This is a genomic window from Gilvirhabdus luticola, assembly GCF_040117515.1.
Taxonomy (GTDB): domain Bacteria; phylum Bacteroidota; class Bacteroidia; order Flavobacteriales; family Flavobacteriaceae; genus Gilvirhabdus; species Gilvirhabdus luticola.
Genome location: NZ_JBEEEN010000001.1, coordinates 620,313 through 642,636 on the forward strand (window position 1 = coordinate 620,313; position 22,324 = coordinate 642,636).

Sequence of the window (22,324 nt, forward strand, 5' to 3'; positions counted from 1 at the left end):
CGCCTTTTGTGTTTTAATCTTTAAATTATTGTTGCATATTCTTTGCTTCAATACTCAATGTTGCATGCGGCACAAGTTTTAGACGTTCTTTGTTAATTAGCTTTCCAGTAACTCTGCATACACCATAGGTTTTATTTTCAATCCTAATCAATGCGTTCTTTAAATCACGAATAAACTTTTCTTGTCGTATGGCTAACTGCGAATTAGACTCTTTACTCATGACTTCACTACCTTCATCAAACGCTTTGAATGTTGGCGAAGTATCATCCGTACCATTGTTATGATCATTCATATAAGCACTTTTAATCAACTCTAAATCGTGTTGTGCTTTCTTTATTTTTTCTTGAATTAATTCTTTAAATTCTGCTAATTCTTTATCAGAATATCTAATGTTTGTTCCTGCTCCCATAATCTTAATGTTTTTTAATAAACAATCTGGTATTTATCTCATCAAATGCTATTTCAATACCATTGTTTACTTTGTCCATAATCTCTATTTCTTCGGTTAGCGTTTCTGCTTTTATGTATTCTAAATTTTGCCTAATGGCGTTTACCATATCATCATCTTTCTGTAACTTAACATCAATTCTGTCGGTTACTTCAAATCCTGAATCTTTTCGTAAATTCTGAATCCTGTTTACAAGTTCTCTTGCAATGCCTTCTCTACGTAATTCATCAGTAATTGTAACATCTAATGCAACTGTCAGTATTCCTTCATTTGCAACAAGCCATCCTTCAATGTCTTGGGATGTTATTTCAAAATCAATGAGGTCTAAAGTAACAATTTTTCCATTAATGTCAACGTCTAAACTACCACTTTGCTCGATTTTTTTGATGTCTTCTGAAGTTAATTCACTTATTGTATTGGCTATCAACTTCATATCTTTACCAAAACGTGGTCCTAAAGTTTTAAAATTAGGCTTTATTTGTTTCACCAAAATATCCGACGCATCATCTAAAAGCTCAATTTCCTTAACATTCACTTCATGCTTTATCAAGTTCGCAACGGCCAATATTTCTTCCTTTTGTTGTTTGCTATCAATAGGAATCATAATCTTCTGCAAAGGCTGTCTAACCTTGATCTTTACTTTAGCTCTTAACGACAATACTAAAGATGATATTGTTTGGGCGCTTTCCATTTTTCTTTCAAGAGTCTTATCAACAAAAGACTTATCAAACTCTGGGAATTTAGCCAAATGAACACTTTCAAAAGCTTCTTTTTGTGTAGCTAAATTCAAGTCTAGATACAATCTGTCCATAAAGAATGGTGCAATTGGCGCCCCTAACTTTGCTATGGTCACCATACAAGTGTAAAGTGTTTGGTATGCCGAAATCTTATCTTGTTGGTAATCGCCTTTCCAAAAACGCCTTCTACTTAATCTTACAAACCAGTTACTTAAGTAATCTTGAGTAAAATCTGAAATAGCTCGCGCTGCTTTTGTAGGTTCATAATCTGCATAATACTCATCAATTTTTTGAATAAGCGTATGTAATTCAGAAAGAATCCAACGATCTAATTCAGGTCTTTCAGCTAATGGAATATCTGTTTCTGAATAATTAAAACTATCCAGATTAGAATACAATGAAAAGAATGAATAGGTATTATAAAGTGTTCCAAAGAATTTACGCTTTACTTCTTCAATACCTTCTACGTCAAACTTTAAATTATCCCAAGGATTGGCATTACTTATCATATACCATCGTGTGGCATCTGCTCCATAAGTTGATAAAGTTTCAAAAGGATCGGCAGCATTACCCAAACGCTTTGACATTTTTTGCCCGTTTTTATCTAATACTAATCCGTTAGACACCACATTTTTATAAGCTACAGAATCAAAAACCATAGTCCCAATAGCATGTAATGTATAAAACCATCCTCGAGTTTGGTCGACACCTTCAGCAATAAAATTGGCAGGGAAAAATTTATGCTCATCAATCAATTCTTTATTTTCAAAAGGATAATGCCATTGTGCATAAGGCATAGAGCCAGAATCGAACCAAACATCAATCAAATCACTTTCGCGCTTCATTGGTTGTCCTGATGGCGATATTAACACAATCTCATCGACAATGTTTTTATGTAAGTCTATTTTAGCATAATTCTCCTCAGAGTTGTTCCCAATTTCAAAACTTTCAAAAATATCTTTAGCCAAAACATCTGCTGAAACAGCTTTTTCCATTTCAGCCTTTAATTCCTCAACTGAACCTATGCAGATTTCTTCTTTACCATCTTCGGTTCTCCAAATTGGTAGCGGAATGCCCCAATAACGAGAACGTGATAAGTTCCAATCGTTAGCATTTGCCAACCAGTTTCCAAAACGACCCGTTCCGGTAGCTTTTGGTTTCCAGTTGATGGTTTCGTTGAGTTCAAACATTCTATCACGAACATCAGTCACTTTAATGAACCAAGAATCCAAAGGATAGTATAAGATTGGTTTGTCAGTTCTCCAACAGTTTGGATAGCTATGCTTATATTTTTCAACCTTAAAAGCTTTATTTTCTTCTTTTAGTTTAATGGCCAATTCCACATCTACCGAACGTTCTGGAGCTTTACCATCTTCATAATATTCATTCTTAACATACTTACCGGCAAATTCTCCCATTTCTGGTCTAAAACGTCCTTGTAAATCCACTAATGGTACCAAATTACCGTTCTCATCTTTCACCAACATTGGTGGTACTTCGGGCATGGCTTGTTTGGCTACCATGGCATCGTCAGCTCCAAAAGTTGGAGCGGTATGAACGATTCCTGTGCCATCTTCAGTAGTTACAAAATCTCCGGAAATGACTCTAAAGGCGTTATCAGGATTATCATTTGGTAAAGCATAAGGCAACAGTTGTTCGTACATTATGCCCACCAAATCTTTTCCCTTGAATTCTTTGACAACATAAAATGGAATCTTTTTATCTACTGAATTATAAGCTAAAAGTTCAGGTTTATTTTCAACTTGGTTGAACTTCCCTGAAAACTGATAGTTGACTAATTTTTTAGCTAAAACTACATTAATTGACTTGAATGTGTATTGGTTGTAAGTCTCGACTAAAACATAATCAATTTTTGGTCCAACCGTTAATGCTGTATTACTAGGTAAGGTCCAAGGTGTTGTTGTCCAAGCCAAGAAATAGATATCGCCTTCATCCTTTAGAAAGCTAGGTAAAGATTCTGGTTTAGCTTTAAACTGCGCTACAACGGTAGTATCGGTAATATCTTGATAGGTTCCTGGTTGGTTTAACTCATGCGAACTTAAACCTGTTCCTGCTTTTGGAGAATAGGGTTGAATGGTATATCCTTTATACAGTAGATTCTTGTTGTAAATCTGTTTTAATAACCACCAAACCGATTCCATATATTTAGGCTCGTAAGTGATGTATGGGTCGTCCATATCTACCCAGTAACCCATTTTTTGAGTCAAATCATTCCAAACATCTGTGTACCGCATAACAGCTTTTCTGCATGCTGCATTATAATCTTCAACCGAAATGGTTTTACCAATATCTTCTTTAGTGATGCCTAGTTCTTTTTCAACACCAAGTTCTATAGGTAATCCATGCGTATCCCAGCCAGCTTTACGTTTTACCTGGAATCCTTTCATGGTTTTATAACGCGGAAAAATATCTTTGATAGCACGTGCTAGAACGTGGTGTACTCCAGGCAATCCATTAGCAGATGGAGGACCTTCGTAAAACACGTAAGGTTCATTGCCTTCTCTGGTTGAAACACTTTTTTCAAAGATGTTGCTTTCTTGCCAATAGCTGAGAATGTCTTCTGCTACTTTTGGTAAGTCAAGTCCTTTATATTCAGGAAATTTAGCCGCCATTTATTCAAATTTCATTTCGAGGTGCGAAATTAATGAATTTTAGGAAAATAAAAAGATTGAAAATAAGTTAATTAAACAATAAAATTCACCAAGTCCTCAATCTTGGAAATGAGTTGAATTTTAATCATTGTGTTTTTAAGTGAAATCTTATTGTATTTAGACACAAATATGGTTGAGAATCCTAATTTTTCAGCTTCTAAAATACGTTGTTCTACACGTTGTACAGGACGTATTTCTCCAGACAATCCAACCTCTGCCGCAAAGCAATAATCTTTTTGCAAGGCTGCATCTTCATTTGATGACAAAATAGCTGCTACGACTGCCAGATCAATTGCTGGATCATCTACTGTAATGCCTCCTGTAATATTTAGAAAAACATCTTTTGCTCCTAGTCTAAAACCTGCTCGTTTTTCTAAAACGGCTAAAAGCATATTCAATCTCTTTGCATTAAATCCGGTAGCACTACGTTGAGGCGTACCATAAACTGCTGTACTTACTAAAGCTTGAACTTCTATCATTAAAGGGCGCATGCCTTCTAAAGTTGCTGCAATGGCATTTCCTGACAACTCTTCGTCTTTTTTTGAGATTAAGATTTCGGAAGGGTTAGTTACTTCTCTTAAACCAGAACCTTGCATTTCGTAGATACCCAATTCGTTGGTAGAGCCAAAACGGTTTTTGTTGGCACGAAGAATTCTAAATACATGATTTCTGTCTCCTTCAAACTGTAAAACTGTATCGACCATATGCTCCAAAATTTTTGGGCCAGCAATATTACCATCTTTGGTAATATGGCCAATTAAGATGACAGGTGTTTCCGTTTCTTTAGCAAATTTGATGAGTTCGGTTGTGCATTCTTTAATTTGCGAAATGCTTCCGGAAGACGACTCGATATAATCACTGTGCAAGGTTTGTATGGAATCGACCACTACAATATCAGGTTCTAATGCTTCAATCTGTTTAAAGATATTTTGTGTTTTGGTTTCAGTAAGAATATAGCAGTTACTACTATTTGGATTAATGCGTTTGGCACGCATTTTTATTTGCTTCTGGCTTTCTTCGCCGGAAACATACAAGATTTTATATTCTAATTTTAACGCAATTTGAAGTAAAAGTGTACTCTTGCCAATGCCAGGTTCACCTCCTAAAAGAATTAAAGACCCTGGAACGATTCCACCACCAAGCACTCTATTAAACTCATTGTCATTAGTGATTAAACGAGCTTCATCTGATGCATCAATATCATTAATTTTTAAAGGCTTTGAAATTCGTTTTACAGAAGATGTTGATGATTTCCAATCACTTTTTTCTGCTTTCTGAATGACCTCTTCAACAATGGTATTCCAATCTTTACATGCAGTACATTGCCCTTGCCATTTGGCAAATTGGCTTCCACAGTTCTGACAAAAAAAGGTAGTTTTTACTTTAGCCATTTAATATCCGAAATCTGCTTTGATAGTGTCTGCTCTTTCAAGCATTTCATCTTTGGTTATTCCAGCAATTTCATCCAATATATATGCAGATTGGTATGTTCTCATTGCTTTTTTTGGTTCGCCTGTCTCCTCATAAAAACGTCCTAAATAATAGTGCCCTAATAAAGAATCTGGATACGCTTTTCGAGCAAGTTTACTTAAGTCTTCATAGTATTGAAACTCTTCTTTCTTTTCGATTGCAGCCGAAATAGCTTTAAAATCATTAATTAGAATTTGTTTATCAATTCCAAATAAGTCATATATAGTCTTATATTTTTCCTGAAGATATTCCACAGGAGAGCTTTGAAGTTTAAGAATCTTATCAGAATATTCTTCTTTACTTATAGGTTGAAACACGTAAAAAATACTTTCTAAAGCTTTTGGAATTGCATGCGCCGGTAGTGAATAATGCGTAGGACCGTCAAATTTATCGTAATTATACAGGATTTCCTTGTTGTCAATGTTCTCAATGTTCTTGTTTAAAGCTTCCGTTTTTTTAAAAATAGACTTATTATCATTTGATGAGGTTGCTAAATAATAAAATATCTTTTTGTCTTTAATAGCTGTTAAACGCTCCGTTAAATATGTCGTAATATCTGTTGCTAAATCTGGGCTTATAGCAACATATCCTTGAAAAAGTGGATCTCCTTTTAAAAGATAATAATTAATGAAATTTGCTGTTTCACCATGACCTACAGCAACTCTAAAGTTTTCTGTTCTATAGTTACTAATCATATGCGGAATTAATTCCATACTTATAAACTCAAAAAAACTTGCTCCACTTTCAATAGGCAATGAATTTTGTTCTGAATACATGCAGTCGTCATAGCGTTTCTCTATTTGATTAATTCCGACAACAATGGCATCTGGCATATCTTCCCAATAGGAATAATAATCGACATTTCCGGCCACAACTTCAAACATATAGTCGCCATCTAAAACTATGAATAATGGATAGTTTTTGTCATCACTATCATATCCTCTAGGGAGTTGTATTTTAATTTGTCTGATTTCTCCAAGTTTTTGAGAATCGAATTCTTCATAAATGACTTGAGCACAAAGGCTATTGAATGCAAAGACTAAAATGAGTGTGTAGATTAGTTTCTTCATTTTTTTAAGATTTGAGAATTATGTATTGTAATGGCAATTTACAAATTATTTTGTTCTGTTGTAAATTGGTAAAAACACAAAAGATAATATTCCACAAAAAATGATCATGATGGTTTGAGAAGTCCAGATAATCCAACCAAAAGCAATACTAGGTTCTTTTTCTAAACCAAAAAGAGAAAATGCAGCATAAACAGCTAACGGATAGAAAAATATGCCTCCATTGGTTGCCGCAATAGTGAAACTAGCAGATATAAAAGCTATAACTACAGCAATAAAAGGAATATCATGCAGTTCTGGAACAGCAAAAGTTGTTATATAAAACATCAAAACATACATAAGCCAAATAAACAATGTATGAAATATAAAAGCCCACTTTTGCTTCATTTTAAAAATGCTAGTCACACCTTCAATCAAACCTTTGACGAAGGCTTTAATTTTATTTGCAAATTTTGATTCAGCTTTCCTGACATAAAAAATAAATAATACGATTACCACTAAAACCAGAGTTATACCAACAATTATTTTAGTTGGGTTAAAATTTTCTGACAAAAGATTAAAAATAAAATCGAATTGAAAAAAGAGTGTAGTGAGAATAATTAAACCCATAACAACAAGGTCTGCAATACGTTCTCCTACTATGGTTCCAAAGCTTTTCTCAAAAGGTACTTTTTCATAGTTTGTGGCTACAGCCGCCCGTAAAACTTCTCCAGATCTAGGAATACCATAATTGGCAAAATAAGCTATAAAAACAGCCATAATACTATTAGGGTATTTAATCGAGTAACCCATAGGACTTAGCATAAATTGCCACCTGTAAGCACGAGATAAGTGACTCAAAAACCCAAGGAAAATACCAAGAGAAATCCACCAATAGTTGGCGTTTTTGAAATAAGGAACAATATCTTCTACAGATATTTTTGTAAATGTGTACCACCCAAAAAATACTGCCAAAAGAATTGGAAATAATAGTTTTACAATTTTAGAGTGGCCTTTTTTCAATTGAAATTTATTTTAACAAATTGGTGTTCTCGTCAGGGAAGACAATTGATGGTTTAAATACTCTGGCTTCATTCATTGTCATAAATGCATATGTCATTAATATTAATGTGTCTCCAACTGAAACTTTTCTAGCAGCAGCACCATTTAAAATAATTTCCCCGCTTTCGCGAGCTCCAGGAATAACGTAAGTTTCTAAACGTTCACCATTATCATTATTAACCACTTGGATTTTTTCGCCTTCCACAATATTGGCAGCATCCATTAGGTCTTCATCAATTGTAATGCTACCAATATAATTAAGGTCTGCTCCGGTAACTTTAACTCTATGTATTTTAGATTTTACAACTTGAATTTGCATCATATAAATGTACTTAATTAAGTGCAATGTTATCAATAAGTCTCACATCATCAGCATACACAGCTATAAAAGCGCGATATTTATTTTGAGAAGATTTTCTCTTTACCATTTTTAATGTTTCAATGTCTGCAATAACAAAATATTCAAGCTTTAATAACTTATTGTTTAAGAACTGATTTTCTACCCACTTTTTTGTGCTATTTGCACTTTCTGTTTTAAACATTTTCTTTGCTTTCATTAATGTTTTATATATAAATGGTGCTTCGTTTTTGTATGCTAATTTTAATCGCTCATTTCTCGAACTCATTGCAAGACCATTATCTTCTCTATATATCTTACACCCAACAATATTTACGGGAATGTTATACTTTTCAACTAGTTTTTTTATTATCATTAATTGTTGGAAATCCTTTTCTCCAAAATAAGCATTGTCTGGTTTCACAATTTCTAGAAGTCTTTTGACAACTGTTCCTACTCCATCAAAATGACCTTCTCTAAACATGCCTTCCATTTCAGATTCCAGACCATCAAAATCAAAATGTTGTGATTTGGTGTTGCCCTGATAAATGTCTTCAATTGAAGGCGCATAAATTAAGATGTTTTCAGATTGTGATTTTAAAAGTTCTTTATCTCTTTCTAAAGTTCGAGGGTAATTTTTTAGGTCTTCTAAGTTGTTGAATTGTGTTGGATTTACAAAAATACTTACCACAATCCAATCGTTTTCTTTAAACGCTCGGTTCACCAAAGACATGTGCCCATAGTGTAATGCTCCCATAGTAGGAACCATTCCGACTGTATTCCCTTTTGTTTTTAATTGGGCAATAAAGGTTTGAATTGATTTGTTTTCTGTGAATACCTTCACTTTTAATAAAAAATTAACAGCGTGCAAACTTAAGATTTTACTAGCAATCTGCATAAATTTTTGTAATTTTGCGTGTTTTTTATTTTGAATTTTCAAAAGCAACACATTTTATGAAAGATAAGAGGATATTATATGTATCATCTGAAGTAGTTCCTTATTTGCCTGAAACCGAAATTTCTTCCATGTCTTTTGAGGCTCCTAGAATGGTTAACCAACTTGGTGGCCAGATAAGAATTTTTATGCCTAGGTATGGAAATATTAATGAGAGAAGGCATCAATTGCATGAAGTTATTCGTTTATCTGGTATTAATTTAGTTATAAATGATTTGGATATGCCATTAATCATTAAAGTAGCTTCTATCCCAAAAGAACGTATCCAGGTATATTTTATTGATAATGACGAATATTTTAAAAGAAAGGCCACATTAACTAATGAAAATGGTGAATTGTTTCCTGATAATGACGAGCGTGCCATTTTCTTTGCTAAAGGAGTTATAGAAACTGTTAAAAAACTAAACTGGTCACCAGATATTATACATGTTCATGGTTGGCTGGCTTCTTTGTTGCCGCTTTATCTCAAGGAATATTATAAGGATGAACCTTTATTTAATGAAAGTAAAATAATTACTTCTATATACAATCAAAGTTTTGAAGGGACGTTAAATACGGATATGCTATCTAAAATTAAGTTTGATAATATTGATGAAGAGAGTTTCAAAATTCTTGAAAACCCAACTTACCAAAACTTAATGAAAGTAGCTATAGACCAATCTGATGCATTAATTATTGGGTCTGAAGAAATCCCAGACGAATTAAATGCATATTTAAAAAATTCAAAGAAACCTGTTTTAAACTACATAAATAAAGATGAATTTGGAGATGCTTACACACAATTCTGTTCAGAGCAAATTTTGAGTTAGTCTATCATTAGTTTATATATATGAAAAAGAATCTAAACGCCCTAAAATTAATCTTTGTCGTATTAATAGTTACGTTAAGTTTTATAGCTTGCGATAAAGATTACAATACAATAGGAAGTGACATAATTGGTGACAAAAACTTTGTAACATCAAGTGCAATTTTCAGTGCAACTTCTTACAATAAAAAATTAAATCCTGTACAAACTAATAATTTACCATCTAATCTATTAGGCTTCCATAATGATCCCGTTTATGGTAATACTACTGCAAATATTGTTACTCAATTATTACCTCAAGTTTATTCTGTAGATTTTGGAGAAAACACATTGGTGGATTCAGTAATATTGTCTATTCCATATTATAGTAAAGTATCTGCTGATTCTCCAGACGAAAATGGTAATACTTTGTATTCAATTAGTGATTCATTATATGGAGACTCTCCTATTAAATTGTCTGTTTATCGTACAGATTATTTTTTAAGAAATTTTGACCCACAATCCGAATTTAATGATCCTCAATACTATTATTCTGATGCTAATTCTACAATAAATTTTGATAATCATATTACAGATCTTCTATATGAAAACCCATTATTCACACCTAGTAGTGACGCAATCCCTATTTTTGAGATTAATGAGTCAACGGGTGTTTATGAAGAAAAAGAAAGGTTAGCACCTGCATTAAGAGTTCATTTAGATGCTGATTATTGGAAAGAAGTAATTATAGATAAACAAGATGATACAGAGTTAAGTAATCAAAACAATTTTATCAACTATTTTAGAAGTCTTTATTTTAAGGCTGAAGCAATATCTACTGAAGGAAATATAATTATGTTAAATATGGCTTCTACTTCGGCTAATATAACTATTTATTATTCTAAAGATTCTGTGGTTACAGAAGGGGAAAGGGATCCTGGAACGTATACAATGACCTTTGGTGGAATTCGTTTTAACACTCTAGAAAATAATTTTAATCTTACATTAGAAGATGGTGATAGTGATTTAGGTGATGAAAAATTATACCTTAAAGGAGGTGAAGGTTCCATGGCTGTTATTGATCTTTTTGGTAATACAGACCTTGATGGCAATGATATTCCAGACGAACTGGAAGAATTTAAAAGTCACAAAGATGATTGGTTAATAAATGAAGCCAATTTAGTTTTCTACGAAGATGAAGATATGTATACTCCTGAAGATGACTATCATAAATATGATCGTGTTTATTTATATGATGCAAAAAATAATAATCCCGTAATAGATTATTTTATTGATCCAACCATAAATGAAATCAATCCTATTAACTCAAGAGTTGTTCATTTGGGACAAAGGTTCAATGATGATGATGGTACTCCTTACAGGTTTAAAATTAGAATTACTGAATATATCAATAGCATTCTTTTAAAAGATTCTACCAATACAAGATTAGGTTTAGTATTATCTACCAACGTCAATACAATTCAAAATGGTAAAATCAAAGGATCTGAAGATCAAAATGTTACTGTAGTTCCATCTGCATCCGTTTTGACTCCAAAAGGCACTATTTTGTATGGCAGCAATAACAATGTCCCTGAAAACAAAAGAGTATATTTAGAAATCTTTTACACTGAACCTGCAAATTAAAAAATTATGTGCGGCATTGTCGGATATATAGGACACAGAGAAGCCTATCCAATTGTTATTGACGGCTTAAAACGACTCGAATACAGAGGTTATGACAGTGCTGGAATTGCCTTATTTGATGGTCAACATCTTAAAATTTCTAAAACCAAAGGGAAAGTTGCAGATTTAGAAAAAAAAGTAGAAAATGAAATCTCTAAAGAAGGTAACTTGGCTATTGGTCATACGCGATGGGCTACTCATGGCGCTCCTAATGACATTAATGCACATCCTCACTTTTCAAATTCTGGGGATTTAGTTATTATTCATAACGGTATCATAGAAAACTACGGAGCTCTTAAAAAAGAACTTATTAAAAGAGGATATACTTTTAAATCAGATACAGATACTGAAGTTTTAATAAATCTAATAGAAGATGTAAAAATTAAAGAAGATGTTAAACTTGGTAAAGCTGTTCAAATTGCTTTAAACCAAGTTGTTGGCGCATATTCTGTAGCTGTTTTTGATAAAAATAAACCTGACGAAATTGTTGTAGCAAGGCTTGGTAGTCCATTAGCCATTGGTATAGGCAAAAACGAATTTTTTATTGCTAGCGATGCATCACCTTTTTTAGAATATACAAAGAATGCCATTTATTTAGAAGATGAAGAAATGGCTATTGTTAGGCTTGGAAAAGAAGTAAAAGTTAGAAAAATTAAGGATGACTCTCTTGTTGATCCTTACATTCAGGAACTCCAACTTAATCTTGAGCAAATTGAAAAAGGTGGTTATGACCACTTCATGCTCAAAGAAATATATGAGCAACCAAATGCAATTAAAGATACTTATAGAGGTCGTCTTGGTGTTAAGAATGGTATAATTAAAATGTCTGGCATTGATGATAATATTGAAAAATTTTTAAATGCTAACAGAATAATTGTTGTTGCCTGCGGTACCTCATGGCATGCCGGTCTCGTTGCAGAATATATATTTGAAGATCTGGCAAGAATTCCTGTTGAGGTTGAATATGCTTCAGAATTTAGGTATCGAAATCCTGTTATCACAGAAAAAGATGTTGTTATTGCTATTTCGCAATCAGGGGAAACTGCGGATACACTTGCTGCTATTAAACTGGCAAAATCTAAAGGTGCTTTCGTTTTTGGCGTGTGTAATGTGGTAGGTTCTTCTATAGCAAGAGAAACTCATGCCGGTGCATATACTCATGCTGGTCCTGAAATTGGTGTCGCCTCAACAAAAGCGTTTACGACACAAATAACTGTTTTAACTCTTATTGCATTAAAACTTGCTAAAGAAACTGGAAAAATAAACAATACAGATTACAGGTATCATCTTCAGGAATTGGATTTAATACCTCAAAAAGTAGTTGAATCATTAAAATCTGATTCACATATTCAGATGATTGCGGATACCTATAAAAATGCTCGTAATTTTCTGTATCTAGGAAGAGGTTATAATTTCCCTGTTGCTTTAGAAGGTGCTTTGAAGCTCAAAGAAATTTCATACATACATGCTGAAGGATATCCTGCCGCAGAAATGAAGCATGGACCTATTGCTTTAATAGATGAACAAATGCCAGTTGTAGTTATAGCAACTAAAAAAGGCCACTATGATAAAATAGTAAGCAACATTCAAGAAATTAAATCAAGAAAAGGGCGTATTATTGGTGTAGTAACAGAAGGAGACACATCCGTAAAAGAGCTTGTTGATCATATTATTGAAGTTCCTGAAACATTAGAATCTCTAACTCCTTTATTAACAACGATTCCGCTGCAATTACTTTCTTATCATATCGCGGTGATGTTGAATAAAAATGTTGATCAGCCAAGAAATTTAGCAAAATCTGTTACTGTAGAATAGCTAAATTATTAATTTTCTTTTTTTAAGAGCGTTATAAACTATATCTGTTTTTCTCAAAAGATCTTTATTACAATCTGATATATCAATGTTTTTTGGGTTTACAAAGGGTTTTATATGCAAAAAGTTAAACTGTGTTTTTAAGTCTTTTTCTACAGCTTGTAATACCTCTTTTGGATGTTTTAAATAATCTTCATATTCAATAAAGATCGTATTGTTGTCAATAATGTTAACCAAATAACTATAATAATTTAACCATACTTCTAACCAATAATTCAATGAGTTTTTATCAAATGTAATATTAGGAGCTTCTTCAGTTAACTTAAATACTTTTTGATTATTTCCAAACTCGTGATGCCCAAGCCAGTTCATATAAGTGAGTACAAAATCATTTTCATTTTGCAAGTTGGTGAATCTTTTATGTTGATTTAAAAGTGAATAAGCATGCTCGACTGGTTTTCTAAAAAGGAATATGGTCTTGAAATCTTTATTTAAATTTCTCAAAGAACGATACCTTAAGATTAGATTGTTGTTTTTTGATATATACATGGCATCAGACTTCTTCTTGATCAATGCTTGATACTTCAAATAATTTTCGTAAACCTCTTGGTCAATTTTGTGTTCTATTAAATATTCATCAGAAATAAAACTGTCATTCAAAAAAACTTTGAAAAAATATTCTTCAAGCGCTTCAATAGTATTCACTCCAAAAAGTATTTTATCTCCATGCTTTCGTTCTTTTAACTTTGCTTTTTTAGGGTTATATAATTTCTCCCAAAGATTGGGTGCTAGTAGTAATGGCATGTTAGAATAATCTAATGAACTAAAATTACCTGCCTTAAAAATTTGTTCTGTAAGGCTTGTTGTCCCAGCTCTAGCTAGCCCAGAAACTATTAAAAAATTGGAATCCTGTTTTATATTCTTGTTCTTTTTGAACTTATGGTCGATAGAAAATAAAAATTTAGAAAGAAAATAATTATTTAAAATGAGTTTATGTAGAAGCTTGGATGCTTCCGAATAGTCTTCATTTTTCTTTTTCTTGTTAAAAACAAATGGGAGAATACTTCCAATAGATAGAAACAAAACAAAACCAACAGAATTAAAATCTAGATACCCATAAGGTATCTTATTAATTTTTGCGAAAAGAGCAATAGGTAAAGTTGTTACAAAAATTACAAGCCCAATAATAACTAATGAAAAGATTAATGAAATCAACATTTTTTTTAATGCCTGTATTAATCGTTTCTGCTTTACTAATTCTACTTCATCAGAAAGTACAGCATTAGATAATGCCAGTGTTGTTTCTAACGTTTTGAAAAAATGCCTTCTGAAATATATAAGCAATGCAGAAAAAATTACACCTGAAATTCCTGCAAGCAAAAAGTAAGTCATTACTGTTTTTTGAAAATTCTTCTAAATAAACGTTTAATCGGAATCCAAAGCACAACGCCAAAAGAAAATATAACTAATAGAATGATAAATAGAATAATTAAAAGTGTTCCAACACCTAATCCAGGGCCAATATATAATAACATAACTAAAGGTTTAAGGTTTCATTTGTATAAGTTGTTGTCCAATTGGGTAAATAATGGTAGCCTTCTATGTCGCTTTTAAGAGTTGTTTTCAACACGACACCATCTTTATTTACAACCCATAAAATTCCAGGTCCTTGTTCTTCAAAAAACAAATCTCCATTGGGCAACAAATTATATAATCCTTCGGCATCGGTAAAAATTCCATTCTTAATGAATATATCTTCGTACAAAGGCTTAAAGCTACCTTCTTCAAAGTTATAAATAAGTACATTCGAATGGTTTATTTTTCGCTCAAAAGTTTGATTTGTTGGTTTAAATTCAAAATCATATCCTTTACTCTGGTGCGCAATTGTATTATTATTTAATAAAGCAATAGAATTGTTGGAAATAATATCTACATCATGCTGAAACAGAAATGGTCCTTCAATAATTCTAACAACATTATTAGTTGAAGGTCTAAATTGCATGATCATAGACAGATGTCTAAAACTTAAGAACAAATCGCCTTCATTAAAATAATCTGATGTGATTGTTGCAGGTTGTATATCATTTAAATGAAAAGGGTCTATTGGATAAGCACTTTTGTTTATCTCATCTTCCAATCCGTTTTCCATAAAAATTTCTGTAAGAGATTTATAGTACATTGTTTCTCCTGAAGTTGCGTTTACCTTAACTATTAGATCGTCCCTATAATAATGTTTATGGCTATCTATTGAAAGTAAGTTTGGTGTAATAATTCCTTGATCATGTTTTGCCGCTGGAATCCAAATATTACCAACACTATCAAGGTTTATAGCGTGATGAAAAATAAAATCATTATTGTACCATTTTTGAGTAGATGTTGAATCAAGACGAATAAGCCCAGGTTGTTCGTCACAAGATACAATAATGTCCAAATTTTTTAGTAGAGACACAGGATACAATCTGTCGTTTTGATTCATATTATAATGTTTTAATAAGTCCTTAACCTCAACTTTCCAAGTATGTTTTATGTTATCATCCTTAAAATTTTTTAATTCTATTTTAAATTTGTCCCCACTTCTGTAGGAATAAATTCCATACAAATCGTAAGTAAGTTTATTAATCTCTTTCAAATCTGCTTCACTAGTCTTTAAATAATAACTTGGTGCTACCAAATAATGAGTAAACGCCATTTTCATATCTGAAAGCATTTCTGAAAAAGATTTTATCGGCTTAACTAAAACGCCTAATGTTTGTTCTCCTAAAGTAACATTTCTAACGATGCCACTCCATACCATAAGAAAAAACAGAGCAATAATAGTTAGGGCTATTTTTTTTAAAATTTTCAATAATAATTGTTTATATACTTTTTAAAGGATTAAAAGTAATTCAAAATTAGTTTTTATACCAAAAAAACAAAGCTCAATTGTAATTAGTATAATTTTTAAATAAAACTATATAGGATAATATTAAAGATGTCCTAAATTATACAAACTAGATGTTTTTGGATATCTTTTATATGTTTTCGGACATCTGTTAAATACAGATAAGTATCTTTAACCTAGATTAAAAAATGTTAAAAAAATATTGGTTTAATTTATCAATTTTACAATTATTGATTCTCAATTCATTAATAATTTATTATTTTATAATTTAATATTATTTTATTATGCGTGCATACTTTTAATATTTCTTATATTGTATAAACATTTTTAATTTTTATATTGCTCAAAATAATTAACTTAATTTATTCTAATGAAAAAATATCTTTCTATTTTCATGGCTCTTATTTGTGGGTTAACTTACTCACAGACAACCATTTCAGGAAGTGTAGTTGATGATAGTGGCCAACCTCTACCTGGTGCAAATATTATTGTGTTAGGAACATCTTCAGGCACGGTAACAGATTTTGACGGAAATTTCACATTAACGTATGGCCAAAACCCTCCTTTTACGGTTCAAGCTAGTAGCGTGGGATTTGAAAGTGCAAGTGTAGAAGTAACTTCAAATGGTCAGGTTATAAATTTTATTTTAGCCGAAGGAACTTCATTGGATGAAGTCGTCATTTCTGCATCCAGAACACCTGAACGTATTTTTGAATCTCCTGTAACAGTAGAAAGATTTGGCTTGAAAGAAATAAAAAATACAGCATCTGCAGATTTTTATGACGGTTTAGAAAGTTTGAAAGGTGTAGATATTAATGTGAACAGTTTAACATTCAAAGCCATTAATACAAGAGGGTTTGCAACCTTTGCCAATAATCGTTTTATGCAATTGGTAGATGGCATGGATAATTCAACTCCAGCATTGAACTTCCCTATAGGAAATTTGGTAGGTATGATAGAAACCGATGTTCAAAGTGTTGAGCTATTACCTGGTGCTGCATCTGCACTTTATGGCGCCAATGCTTTTAATGGTATATTGTTCATGCGAAGTAAAAATCCTTTTGATCATTCAGGAGTTAGTGCTCACTATAAACAAGGTCTAACCTCTCAAGAATTTCAAGGCGATAATACCTACACCGATTTTGGTCTCAGAATGGCTTATAAATTCAGTGAAAAATTCGCTGCAAAAGTTAATTTTGGATATTTAAAAGGAACCGATTGGGGTGCTAATGATTATAGAGGAAAGCCAGGAACAGGACCAACTGGTACAAGAGCAGATGTAGGATATGATGGTATAAATGTTTATGGTGATGATTTTAACGCTAATATAAGAGCAGAATCTGGTGGTTTAGGTATCATCCCTGATGTATTAGTGACAAGAACAGGTTATAATGAAGAAGATCTTACAGACTATAATGCAGAAAGTGTCAAAGCAGATTGGGCATTACATTATAGGCCTTGGGCGACAGACTTTGAAATCATTTATCAAGGAAAGATTGGTAAAGGAACTACAATATATCAAGGATCTAACAGATATAATATTGATAATTTTACCCAAAATCAGCATAAGTTAGAATTTAAAAGTGATAATTTCTTTTTAAGAGGTTATGTGGTATCTGATGACGCTGGAGATTCCTATGATATGTTGTTGACTGGAATCCAAATTCTGAATTCTTGGAAACCTCATGAGCAATGGTTTGGAGAATATATTACCACATATGCTACAGCCACTTTGGGTGGCGCAACAGATCCCGAGGCCCATGCAGCAGCAAGGGCTCAAGCCGAAACAGGAAGATATGAGCCTGGTACACCAGAATTTGAAGCAGCATTTAATAGGACTATCAACGACCCAAGTCTAATTACAGGTTCTAAATTTCAAGATGCATCCAAATATTACCATGGAGATGCGAATTATAATTTTAGTCACTTAATAGATTGGGCTGAAATTCAGGTTGGTGGATCATACAGAAAATATGATTTAAATTCTTTCGGCACAATTTATACAGATGCTAGTGGATCTATCAAATACTCTGAATTTGGTTTGTATACACAAATTCAAAAATCATTTTTAGATGATCGCTTGAAATTTACAGGTTCTATACGTTATGATAAGTCTGAATTATTTGATGCCTTCTTTTCTCCAAGAGTTTCTTTCATGTATTTTGTTGGAGATGATGATGATCATAATATAAGAGCTTCGGTACAAACAGGGTTTAGAAATCCTTCTACACAAGATTTATACATAGGTCTTGATGCTGGTCCATATGTATTAATTGGGGCTTCACCAGATAATTTAGACAGATATTCTAAAAGCCAATCTGTTTCTGCAGCAGGACAAGCTTTGGGAGCACCAGCTACTGTTAATCAGTCAGGAGGTGCTGCTTATACAAATTCTTATCAGCTATCATCTGTTCAAGCATTTGGTGAAAGTGGTAACCCTGCAGATTTAGAAATTGGTAATTCTCCTTTAATTCAGCCCGAAAAAATTACGTCTTATGAAGTTGGTTATCGTGGAAAATTTGATCAATTAATTATTGATTTGAGTGTGTACTACAATCAATATAAAGATTTTAGCGCTAACGAACGAGTTGTCGCACCATACTATGGTGAAGTAGGCGATAATTCTTTGTCATTGGCAGCCATAGCCAATGGAGATTATCAGGTTTTTCAAACCTATACAAACTCTGAAGTACCTGTAAACTCCTATGGAGGATCAATAGGAGCTTCAATAAAAGTTTTAGGTGGTTTTGATTTAGGTGCAAATTATACCTATGCAAAAGAAGATTTCGATGCAAAGAAATATCCAAATTTCAGAACCAATTTCAATACACCAGAGCACAAAGTGAAAGCCTCTTTTGGAAACACTGATTTATTTGAAAACTTTGGCTTTAATGTCTCATGGAGATGGAGTGATAATTACTACTGGCAAAATGCCTTTGCCGATGGCCCTATTCCAGCATATCATGTGATAGATGCGCAAATAAATTTAAAAGTTCCTAGCCTTAAATCAACGTTTAAAGTAGGTGCTACGAATGTTTTAGGAGATGAATATACTTCTGCTACGGGAACTGGGTTTGTAGGATCAATGTATTACGCTTCTTTGACAATTAATAATTTATAATATCATGAAAAAGATTAATATAAACACAAAATATATATGGTTACTTGCTGTTCTTTTAACATTTACAGCTTGTGAAAGTGACGACGATTCTACTGATGGCGGTATGGTTGATCCATTACCAGCATTAATTGCTGGATCTGCCAATTTTTCTAACTATGTCGCTTTAGGAGATTCTAATACTTCAGGAATGACCGATGGCGCTTTATTTGTTGCTGGACAGCAAAATTCTTTTCCTAATTTGTTGTCGCAAAAATTTGCTTTGATAGGTGGAGGAAGCTTTGCGCAACCTTTAATGAACGATAATACAGGTGGGCTTTTATTAGGAGGTAATCAAATTGCCCCTAACCGATTAGTAGTAACTGGATTTGACGCGCCAATACGTCTTGAAGAAGCGATTGGACCCGTTACTCCAACTACCGATTTATTAGTGAATAATCCAACAGGCCCTTTTAATAACATGGGAATCCCTTTAGCAAAAAGTTTTCATCTTTTAGCGCCTGGTTATGGCAATTTAGGTGGTTTATTTACCAGTCCTGCTACAGCAAATCCATATTTTGTGAGAATGACAGGTACTACACCAGATGCAACTGTATTAGAATTAGCAATGGGACAAAACCCTTCTTTCTTTTCATTATGGATTGGGTCTAATGATGCTTTAGGTTATGCAACCAGTGGAGGAGATGGATCAAGCCCACTAACCGATCCAGCACTTTTTGATACAGTTTACAATGGTCTGGTTGCGACATTAACCTCTGGTGGCGCTCAAGGTGTCGTGGCTAATATCCCCTACGTTACAGAGCTTCCACATTTTACGGCTGTTACTCATGATCCATTAGATCCTTCAGATCCTAATTTTGGACCTTTAATTCCTACTCTGAATACTCTATTTGGAGCATTAAATCAGGTGTTTACTATTTTAGATAGACCAGATAGGTACATGCAATTTTCAACAACTGCAAATAGTGCAGTGGTCATTAAAGATGAGACATTAGATGATTTATCTGCTCAAATTACTGCTGTGTTAAATGCAAATCCAGATTTTCCTGCATTTCTTGCTCAATTTGGAGTTCCTGCAGTAGCAGCTCCAGCAGTTGCAAATTTGTTAGGAATTATGTATGGCCAAGCAAGAAAGGCGAAGTCTTCCGATTTATTAACTTTATCAAGTGGTTCAATAATTGGAACTGTAAATGCTGATTTTTTCGCATTTCTTCAGTCACAAGGATTATCTCCAGAAGTAGCAGGTCAATTTTCTGTCGAGGGAATAACTTTTCCTTTAGGTGACACATGGGTATTAATACCTAGTGAACAAGATGAAATAAAAACAATGATTGATAATTATAATACTACTATCTCAAGTGTAGCAACAGCCGCTGGCCTAGCCTTTGTTGATGTTAAATCCATTGTTCAGGAAATGGCTGAGTCTGGCTATGCTTCCGATGATTTTATTTTTACAGCAGAACTAGTTTCTGGTGGCGCCATCTCTGCAGATGGTCTTCATGGAACGGCAAGAGGTAATGTTATTGTTGCCAATGAGATTATGAAAGCAATAGATGCTACTTATGGATCTAATTTTGAAGCTGCTGGTGAATTATTAGATGTTGGTGATTATCCAACAAATTATTCTCCTTTACTTCCATAGCAAAATTTATAATATATAATTAAAAACGTCTTCAATATGGAGACGTTTTTTTATATCTAAAAAAGCCAAAAAACAGCTTTAATTTTAAATTAAAAAATATATCTTTGCAGCCGAAAACAAAAAGGCGTTTTCTTTAAATTAAATCGCATAATATTAAATACATAAGTAATGTCAAAAGTTACAGGTAAAGTTGCACAAATAGTAGGTCCAGTTATTGATGTTGAATTCGGAGCTGGTGCTGAACTTCCAAAAATTTATGATTCGTTAGAAATTAAAAGACCTGATGGTTCTATTTTAGTACTTGAGGTACAATCTCATATTGGTGAAGATACTGTACGTACAGTAGCAATGGACTCTTCTGATGGTTTAAGTAGAGGAACAGAGGTTGTTGCAACTGGTGCTCCAATTCAAATGCCAATTGGAGAAGACGTTTACGGGCGACTATTTAATGTGATTGGAGATGCTATTGATGGTATTGGCGATTTACCTAAAGCTGGAGACGCTGGATTACCAATACATAGAGCAGCTCCAAAATTTGAAGATTTATCGACCTCTACAGAAGTTTTATTTACAGGTATTAAAGTAATCGACCTTATAGAACCTTATGCAAAAGGTGGTAAGATTGGATTATTTGGTGGTGCTGGTGTAGGTAAAACAGTATTAATTCAGGAGTTAATTAACAACATTGCCAAAGGTCATGGTGGTTTATCAGTTTTTGCTGGTGTTGGTGAAAGAACTCGTGAAGGAAATGACCTTTTAAGAGAGATGTTGGAATCTGGAATTATCAAATATGGTGATGATTTCATGCACTCTATGGAAGAAGGTGGATGGGATTTGACTAAAGTAGATAAATCTAAAATGAAAGAGTCTAAAGCTACTTTTGTATTTGGACAAATGAATGAGCCTCCAGGAGCACGTGCTCGTGTGGCTCTATCTGGTTTAACTATTGCTGAATATTTTAGAGATGGTGCTGGAGATGGACAAGGTAAAGATGTCTTATTTTTCGTAGATAATATCTTCCGTTTTACACAAGCTGGTTCAGAAGTGTCAGCACTTCTTGGTCGAATGCCTTCTGCGGTAGGTTACCAACCTACATTAGCAACCGAAATGGGTGCGATGCAAGAGCGTATTACTTCAACTAAAAGAGGTTCTATTACTTCAGTACAAGCGGTTTATGTGCCTGCGGATGATTTAACTGATCCAGCTCCTGCTACTACCTTTGCGCATTTGGATGCTACAACAGTATTGTCTCGTAAAATTGCAGAGTTAGGTATTTATCCTGCGGTTGATCCATTAGATTCAACTTCAAGGATTCTTACTGCTGATATTTTAGGTGCAGAGCATTATGATTGTGCTCAAAGAGTTAAAGAGTTGTTACAACATTATAAAGAATTACAAGATATTATTGCTATTCTTGGTATGGAAGAGCTTTCTGAAGAAGATAAACTTGCTGTTGGTCGTGCTCGTCGTGTACAACGTTTCTTATCTCAACCTTTCCATGTAGCAGAACAATTTACTGGAATACCAGGAGTATTAGTAGATATTAAAGAAACTATAAAAGGTTTCAACATGATCATGGATGGCGAATTAGACCACTTACCTGAAGCAGCATTCAACCTTAAAGGTACGATTGAAGAAGCTATTGAAGCTGGTGAGAAAATGTTAGCCGAAGCGTAA

15 protein-coding genes are annotated in these 22,324 nt (G+C 33.3%); 6 read left to right on the top strand and 9 right to left on the bottom strand.

Annotated elements, in window-relative coordinates; genetic code table 11:
• Positions 1-25: 25 nt before the first annotated feature.
• From AAFP94_RS02850 to panC, 7 genes are all read right to left on the bottom strand, one after another.
• Positions 26-409, bottom strand: a complete 384-nt coding sequence (locus AAFP94_RS02850) for a TraR/DksA family transcriptional regulator (protein WP_316660615.1) — start codon at positions 407-409, stop codon at positions 26-28.
• Positions 410-413: 4 nt separating this feature from the next.
• Complete coding sequence (ileS, locus tag AAFP94_RS02855) at positions 414-3,818, bottom strand: isoleucine--tRNA ligase (RefSeq protein WP_316660613.1); 3,405 nt, start codon at positions 3,816-3,818, stop codon at positions 414-416.
• A gap of 71 nt (positions 3,819-3,889) precedes the next feature.
• Positions 3,890-5,248 carry a DNA repair protein RadA gene (gene radA, locus AAFP94_RS02860; RefSeq protein ID WP_316660611.1) on the bottom strand — a complete coding sequence of 453 codons (1,359 nt, stop codon included), beginning with the start codon at positions 5,246-5,248 and terminating at the stop codon, positions 3,890-3,892.
• Positions 5,249-6,397 carry an alpha/beta hydrolase gene (locus AAFP94_RS02865; protein WP_316660610.1) on the bottom strand — a complete coding sequence of 383 codons (1,149 nt, stop codon included), beginning with the start codon at positions 6,395-6,397 and terminating at the stop codon, positions 5,249-5,251. It abuts the gene before it with no gap.
• 45 nt (positions 6,398-6,442) lie between these two features.
• Entirely contained in the window at positions 6,443-7,396 is a 954-nt protein-coding gene (locus tag AAFP94_RS02870; RefSeq protein WP_316660608.1) for a lysylphosphatidylglycerol synthase transmembrane domain-containing protein, read from the bottom strand.
• A 7-nt stretch (positions 7,397-7,403) separates the two neighbouring features.
• Positions 7,404-7,754 (bottom strand): aspartate 1-decarboxylase, encoded by a 351-nt coding sequence (panD, locus tag AAFP94_RS02875; protein ID WP_316661271.1) that lies wholly within the window; start codon positions 7,752-7,754, stop codon positions 7,404-7,406.
• Between the two features lie 13 nt (positions 7,755-7,767).
• Positions 7,768-8,616 (bottom strand): pantoate--beta-alanine ligase, encoded by an 849-nt coding sequence (gene panC / locus AAFP94_RS02880; protein WP_316660607.1) that lies wholly within the window; start codon positions 8,614-8,616, stop codon positions 7,768-7,770.
• Between the two features lie 110 nt (positions 8,617-8,726).
• Between panC and AAFP94_RS02885 the strand changes: the two genes are divergently transcribed.
• From AAFP94_RS02885 to glmS, 3 genes are read left to right on the top strand one after another with little or no spacing between them, the layout of a single operon-like run.
• On the top strand, positions 8,727-9,536 hold the full coding sequence (locus AAFP94_RS02885) for a glycogen/starch synthase (protein ID WP_316660605.1): 810 nt from the start codon (positions 8,727-8,729) through the stop codon (positions 9,534-9,536).
• Between the two features lie 20 nt (positions 9,537-9,556).
• A complete protein-coding gene (locus AAFP94_RS02890) occupies positions 9,557-11,155 on the top strand; it encodes a DUF4270 domain-containing protein (RefSeq protein WP_316660603.1) in 1,599 nt (532 codons plus the stop codon).
• A gap of 6 nt (positions 11,156-11,161) precedes the next feature.
• The gene (gene glmS, locus AAFP94_RS02895; RefSeq protein WP_316660602.1) at positions 11,162-13,009 is read left to right on the top strand and encodes a glutamine--fructose-6-phosphate transaminase (isomerizing); all 1,848 of its coding nucleotides are present in this window, start codon (positions 11,162-11,164) and stop codon (positions 13,007-13,009) included.
• On the opposite strand, the gene AAFP94_RS02900 is transcribed toward glmS, so the two are convergent.
• On the bottom strand, positions 13,010-14,398 hold the full coding sequence (locus AAFP94_RS02900) for a sulfotransferase family protein (protein ID WP_316660601.1): 1,389 nt from the start codon (positions 14,396-14,398) through the stop codon (positions 13,010-13,012).
• Positions 14,399-14,543: 145 nt separating this feature from the next.
• Positions 14,544-15,851: an arylsulfotransferase family protein gene (locus tag AAFP94_RS02905; protein WP_316660600.1), complete on the bottom strand. Its 1,308-nt coding sequence runs from the start codon at positions 15,849-15,851 to the stop codon at positions 14,544-14,546.
• A 406-nt stretch (positions 15,852-16,257) separates the two neighbouring features.
• Between AAFP94_RS02905 and AAFP94_RS02910 the strand changes: the two genes are divergently transcribed.
• From AAFP94_RS02910 to atpD, 3 genes are all read left to right on the top strand, one after another.
• Entirely contained in the window at positions 16,258-19,008 is a 2,751-nt protein-coding gene (locus AAFP94_RS02910) for a TonB-dependent receptor (protein ID WP_316660598.1), read from the top strand.
• A gap of 4 nt (positions 19,009-19,012) precedes the next feature.
• The gene (locus tag AAFP94_RS02915; RefSeq protein WP_316660597.1) at positions 19,013-20,647 is read left to right on the top strand and encodes a G-D-S-L family lipolytic protein; all 1,635 of its coding nucleotides are present in this window, start codon (positions 19,013-19,015) and stop codon (positions 20,645-20,647) included.
• Positions 20,648-20,815: 168 nt separating this feature from the next.
• Complete coding sequence (atpD, locus tag AAFP94_RS02920; protein ID WP_316660596.1) at positions 20,816-22,324, top strand: F0F1 ATP synthase subunit beta; 1,509 nt, start codon at positions 20,816-20,818, stop codon at positions 22,322-22,324.

Bases quoted from the DNA above. Each gene is read 5' to 3' on its own strand.
- AAFP94_RS02850 (WP_316660615.1), bottom strand. From the start codon at position 409: ATGGGAGCAGGAACAAACATTAGATATTCTGATAAAGAATTAGCAGAA.
- ileS (WP_316660613.1), bottom strand. From the start codon at position 3,818: ATGGCGGCTAAATTTCCTGAATATAAAGGACTTGACTTACCAAAAGTA.
- radA (WP_316660611.1), bottom strand. From the start codon at position 5,248: ATGGCTAAAGTAAAAACTACCTTTTTTTGTCAGAACTGTGGAAGCCAA.
- AAFP94_RS02865 (WP_316660610.1), bottom strand. From the start codon at position 6,397: ATGAAGAAACTAATCTACACACTCATTTTAGTCTTTGCATTCAATAGC.
- panD (WP_316661271.1), bottom strand. From the start codon at position 7,754: ATGCAAATTCAAGTTGTAAAATCTAAAATACATAGAGTTAAAGTTACC.
- AAFP94_RS02885 (WP_316660605.1), top strand. From the start codon at position 8,727: ATGAAAGATAAGAGGATATTATATGTATCATCTGAAGTAGTTCCTTAT.
- AAFP94_RS02890 (WP_316660603.1), top strand. From the start codon at position 9,557: ATGAAAAAGAATCTAAACGCCCTAAAATTAATCTTTGTCGTATTAATA.
- glmS (WP_316660602.1), top strand. From the start codon at position 11,162: ATGTGCGGCATTGTCGGATATATAGGACACAGAGAAGCCTATCCAATT.
- AAFP94_RS02900 (WP_316660601.1), bottom strand. From the start codon at position 14,398: ATGACTTACTTTTTGCTTGCAGGAATTTCAGGTGTAATTTTTTCTGCA.
- AAFP94_RS02910 (WP_316660598.1), top strand. From the start codon at position 16,258: ATGAAAAAATATCTTTCTATTTTCATGGCTCTTATTTGTGGGTTAACT.
- AAFP94_RS02915 (WP_316660597.1), top strand. From the start codon at position 19,013: ATGAAAAAGATTAATATAAACACAAAATATATATGGTTACTTGCTGTT.
- atpD (WP_316660596.1), top strand. From the start codon at position 20,816: ATGTCAAAAGTTACAGGTAAAGTTGCACAAATAGTAGGTCCAGTTATT.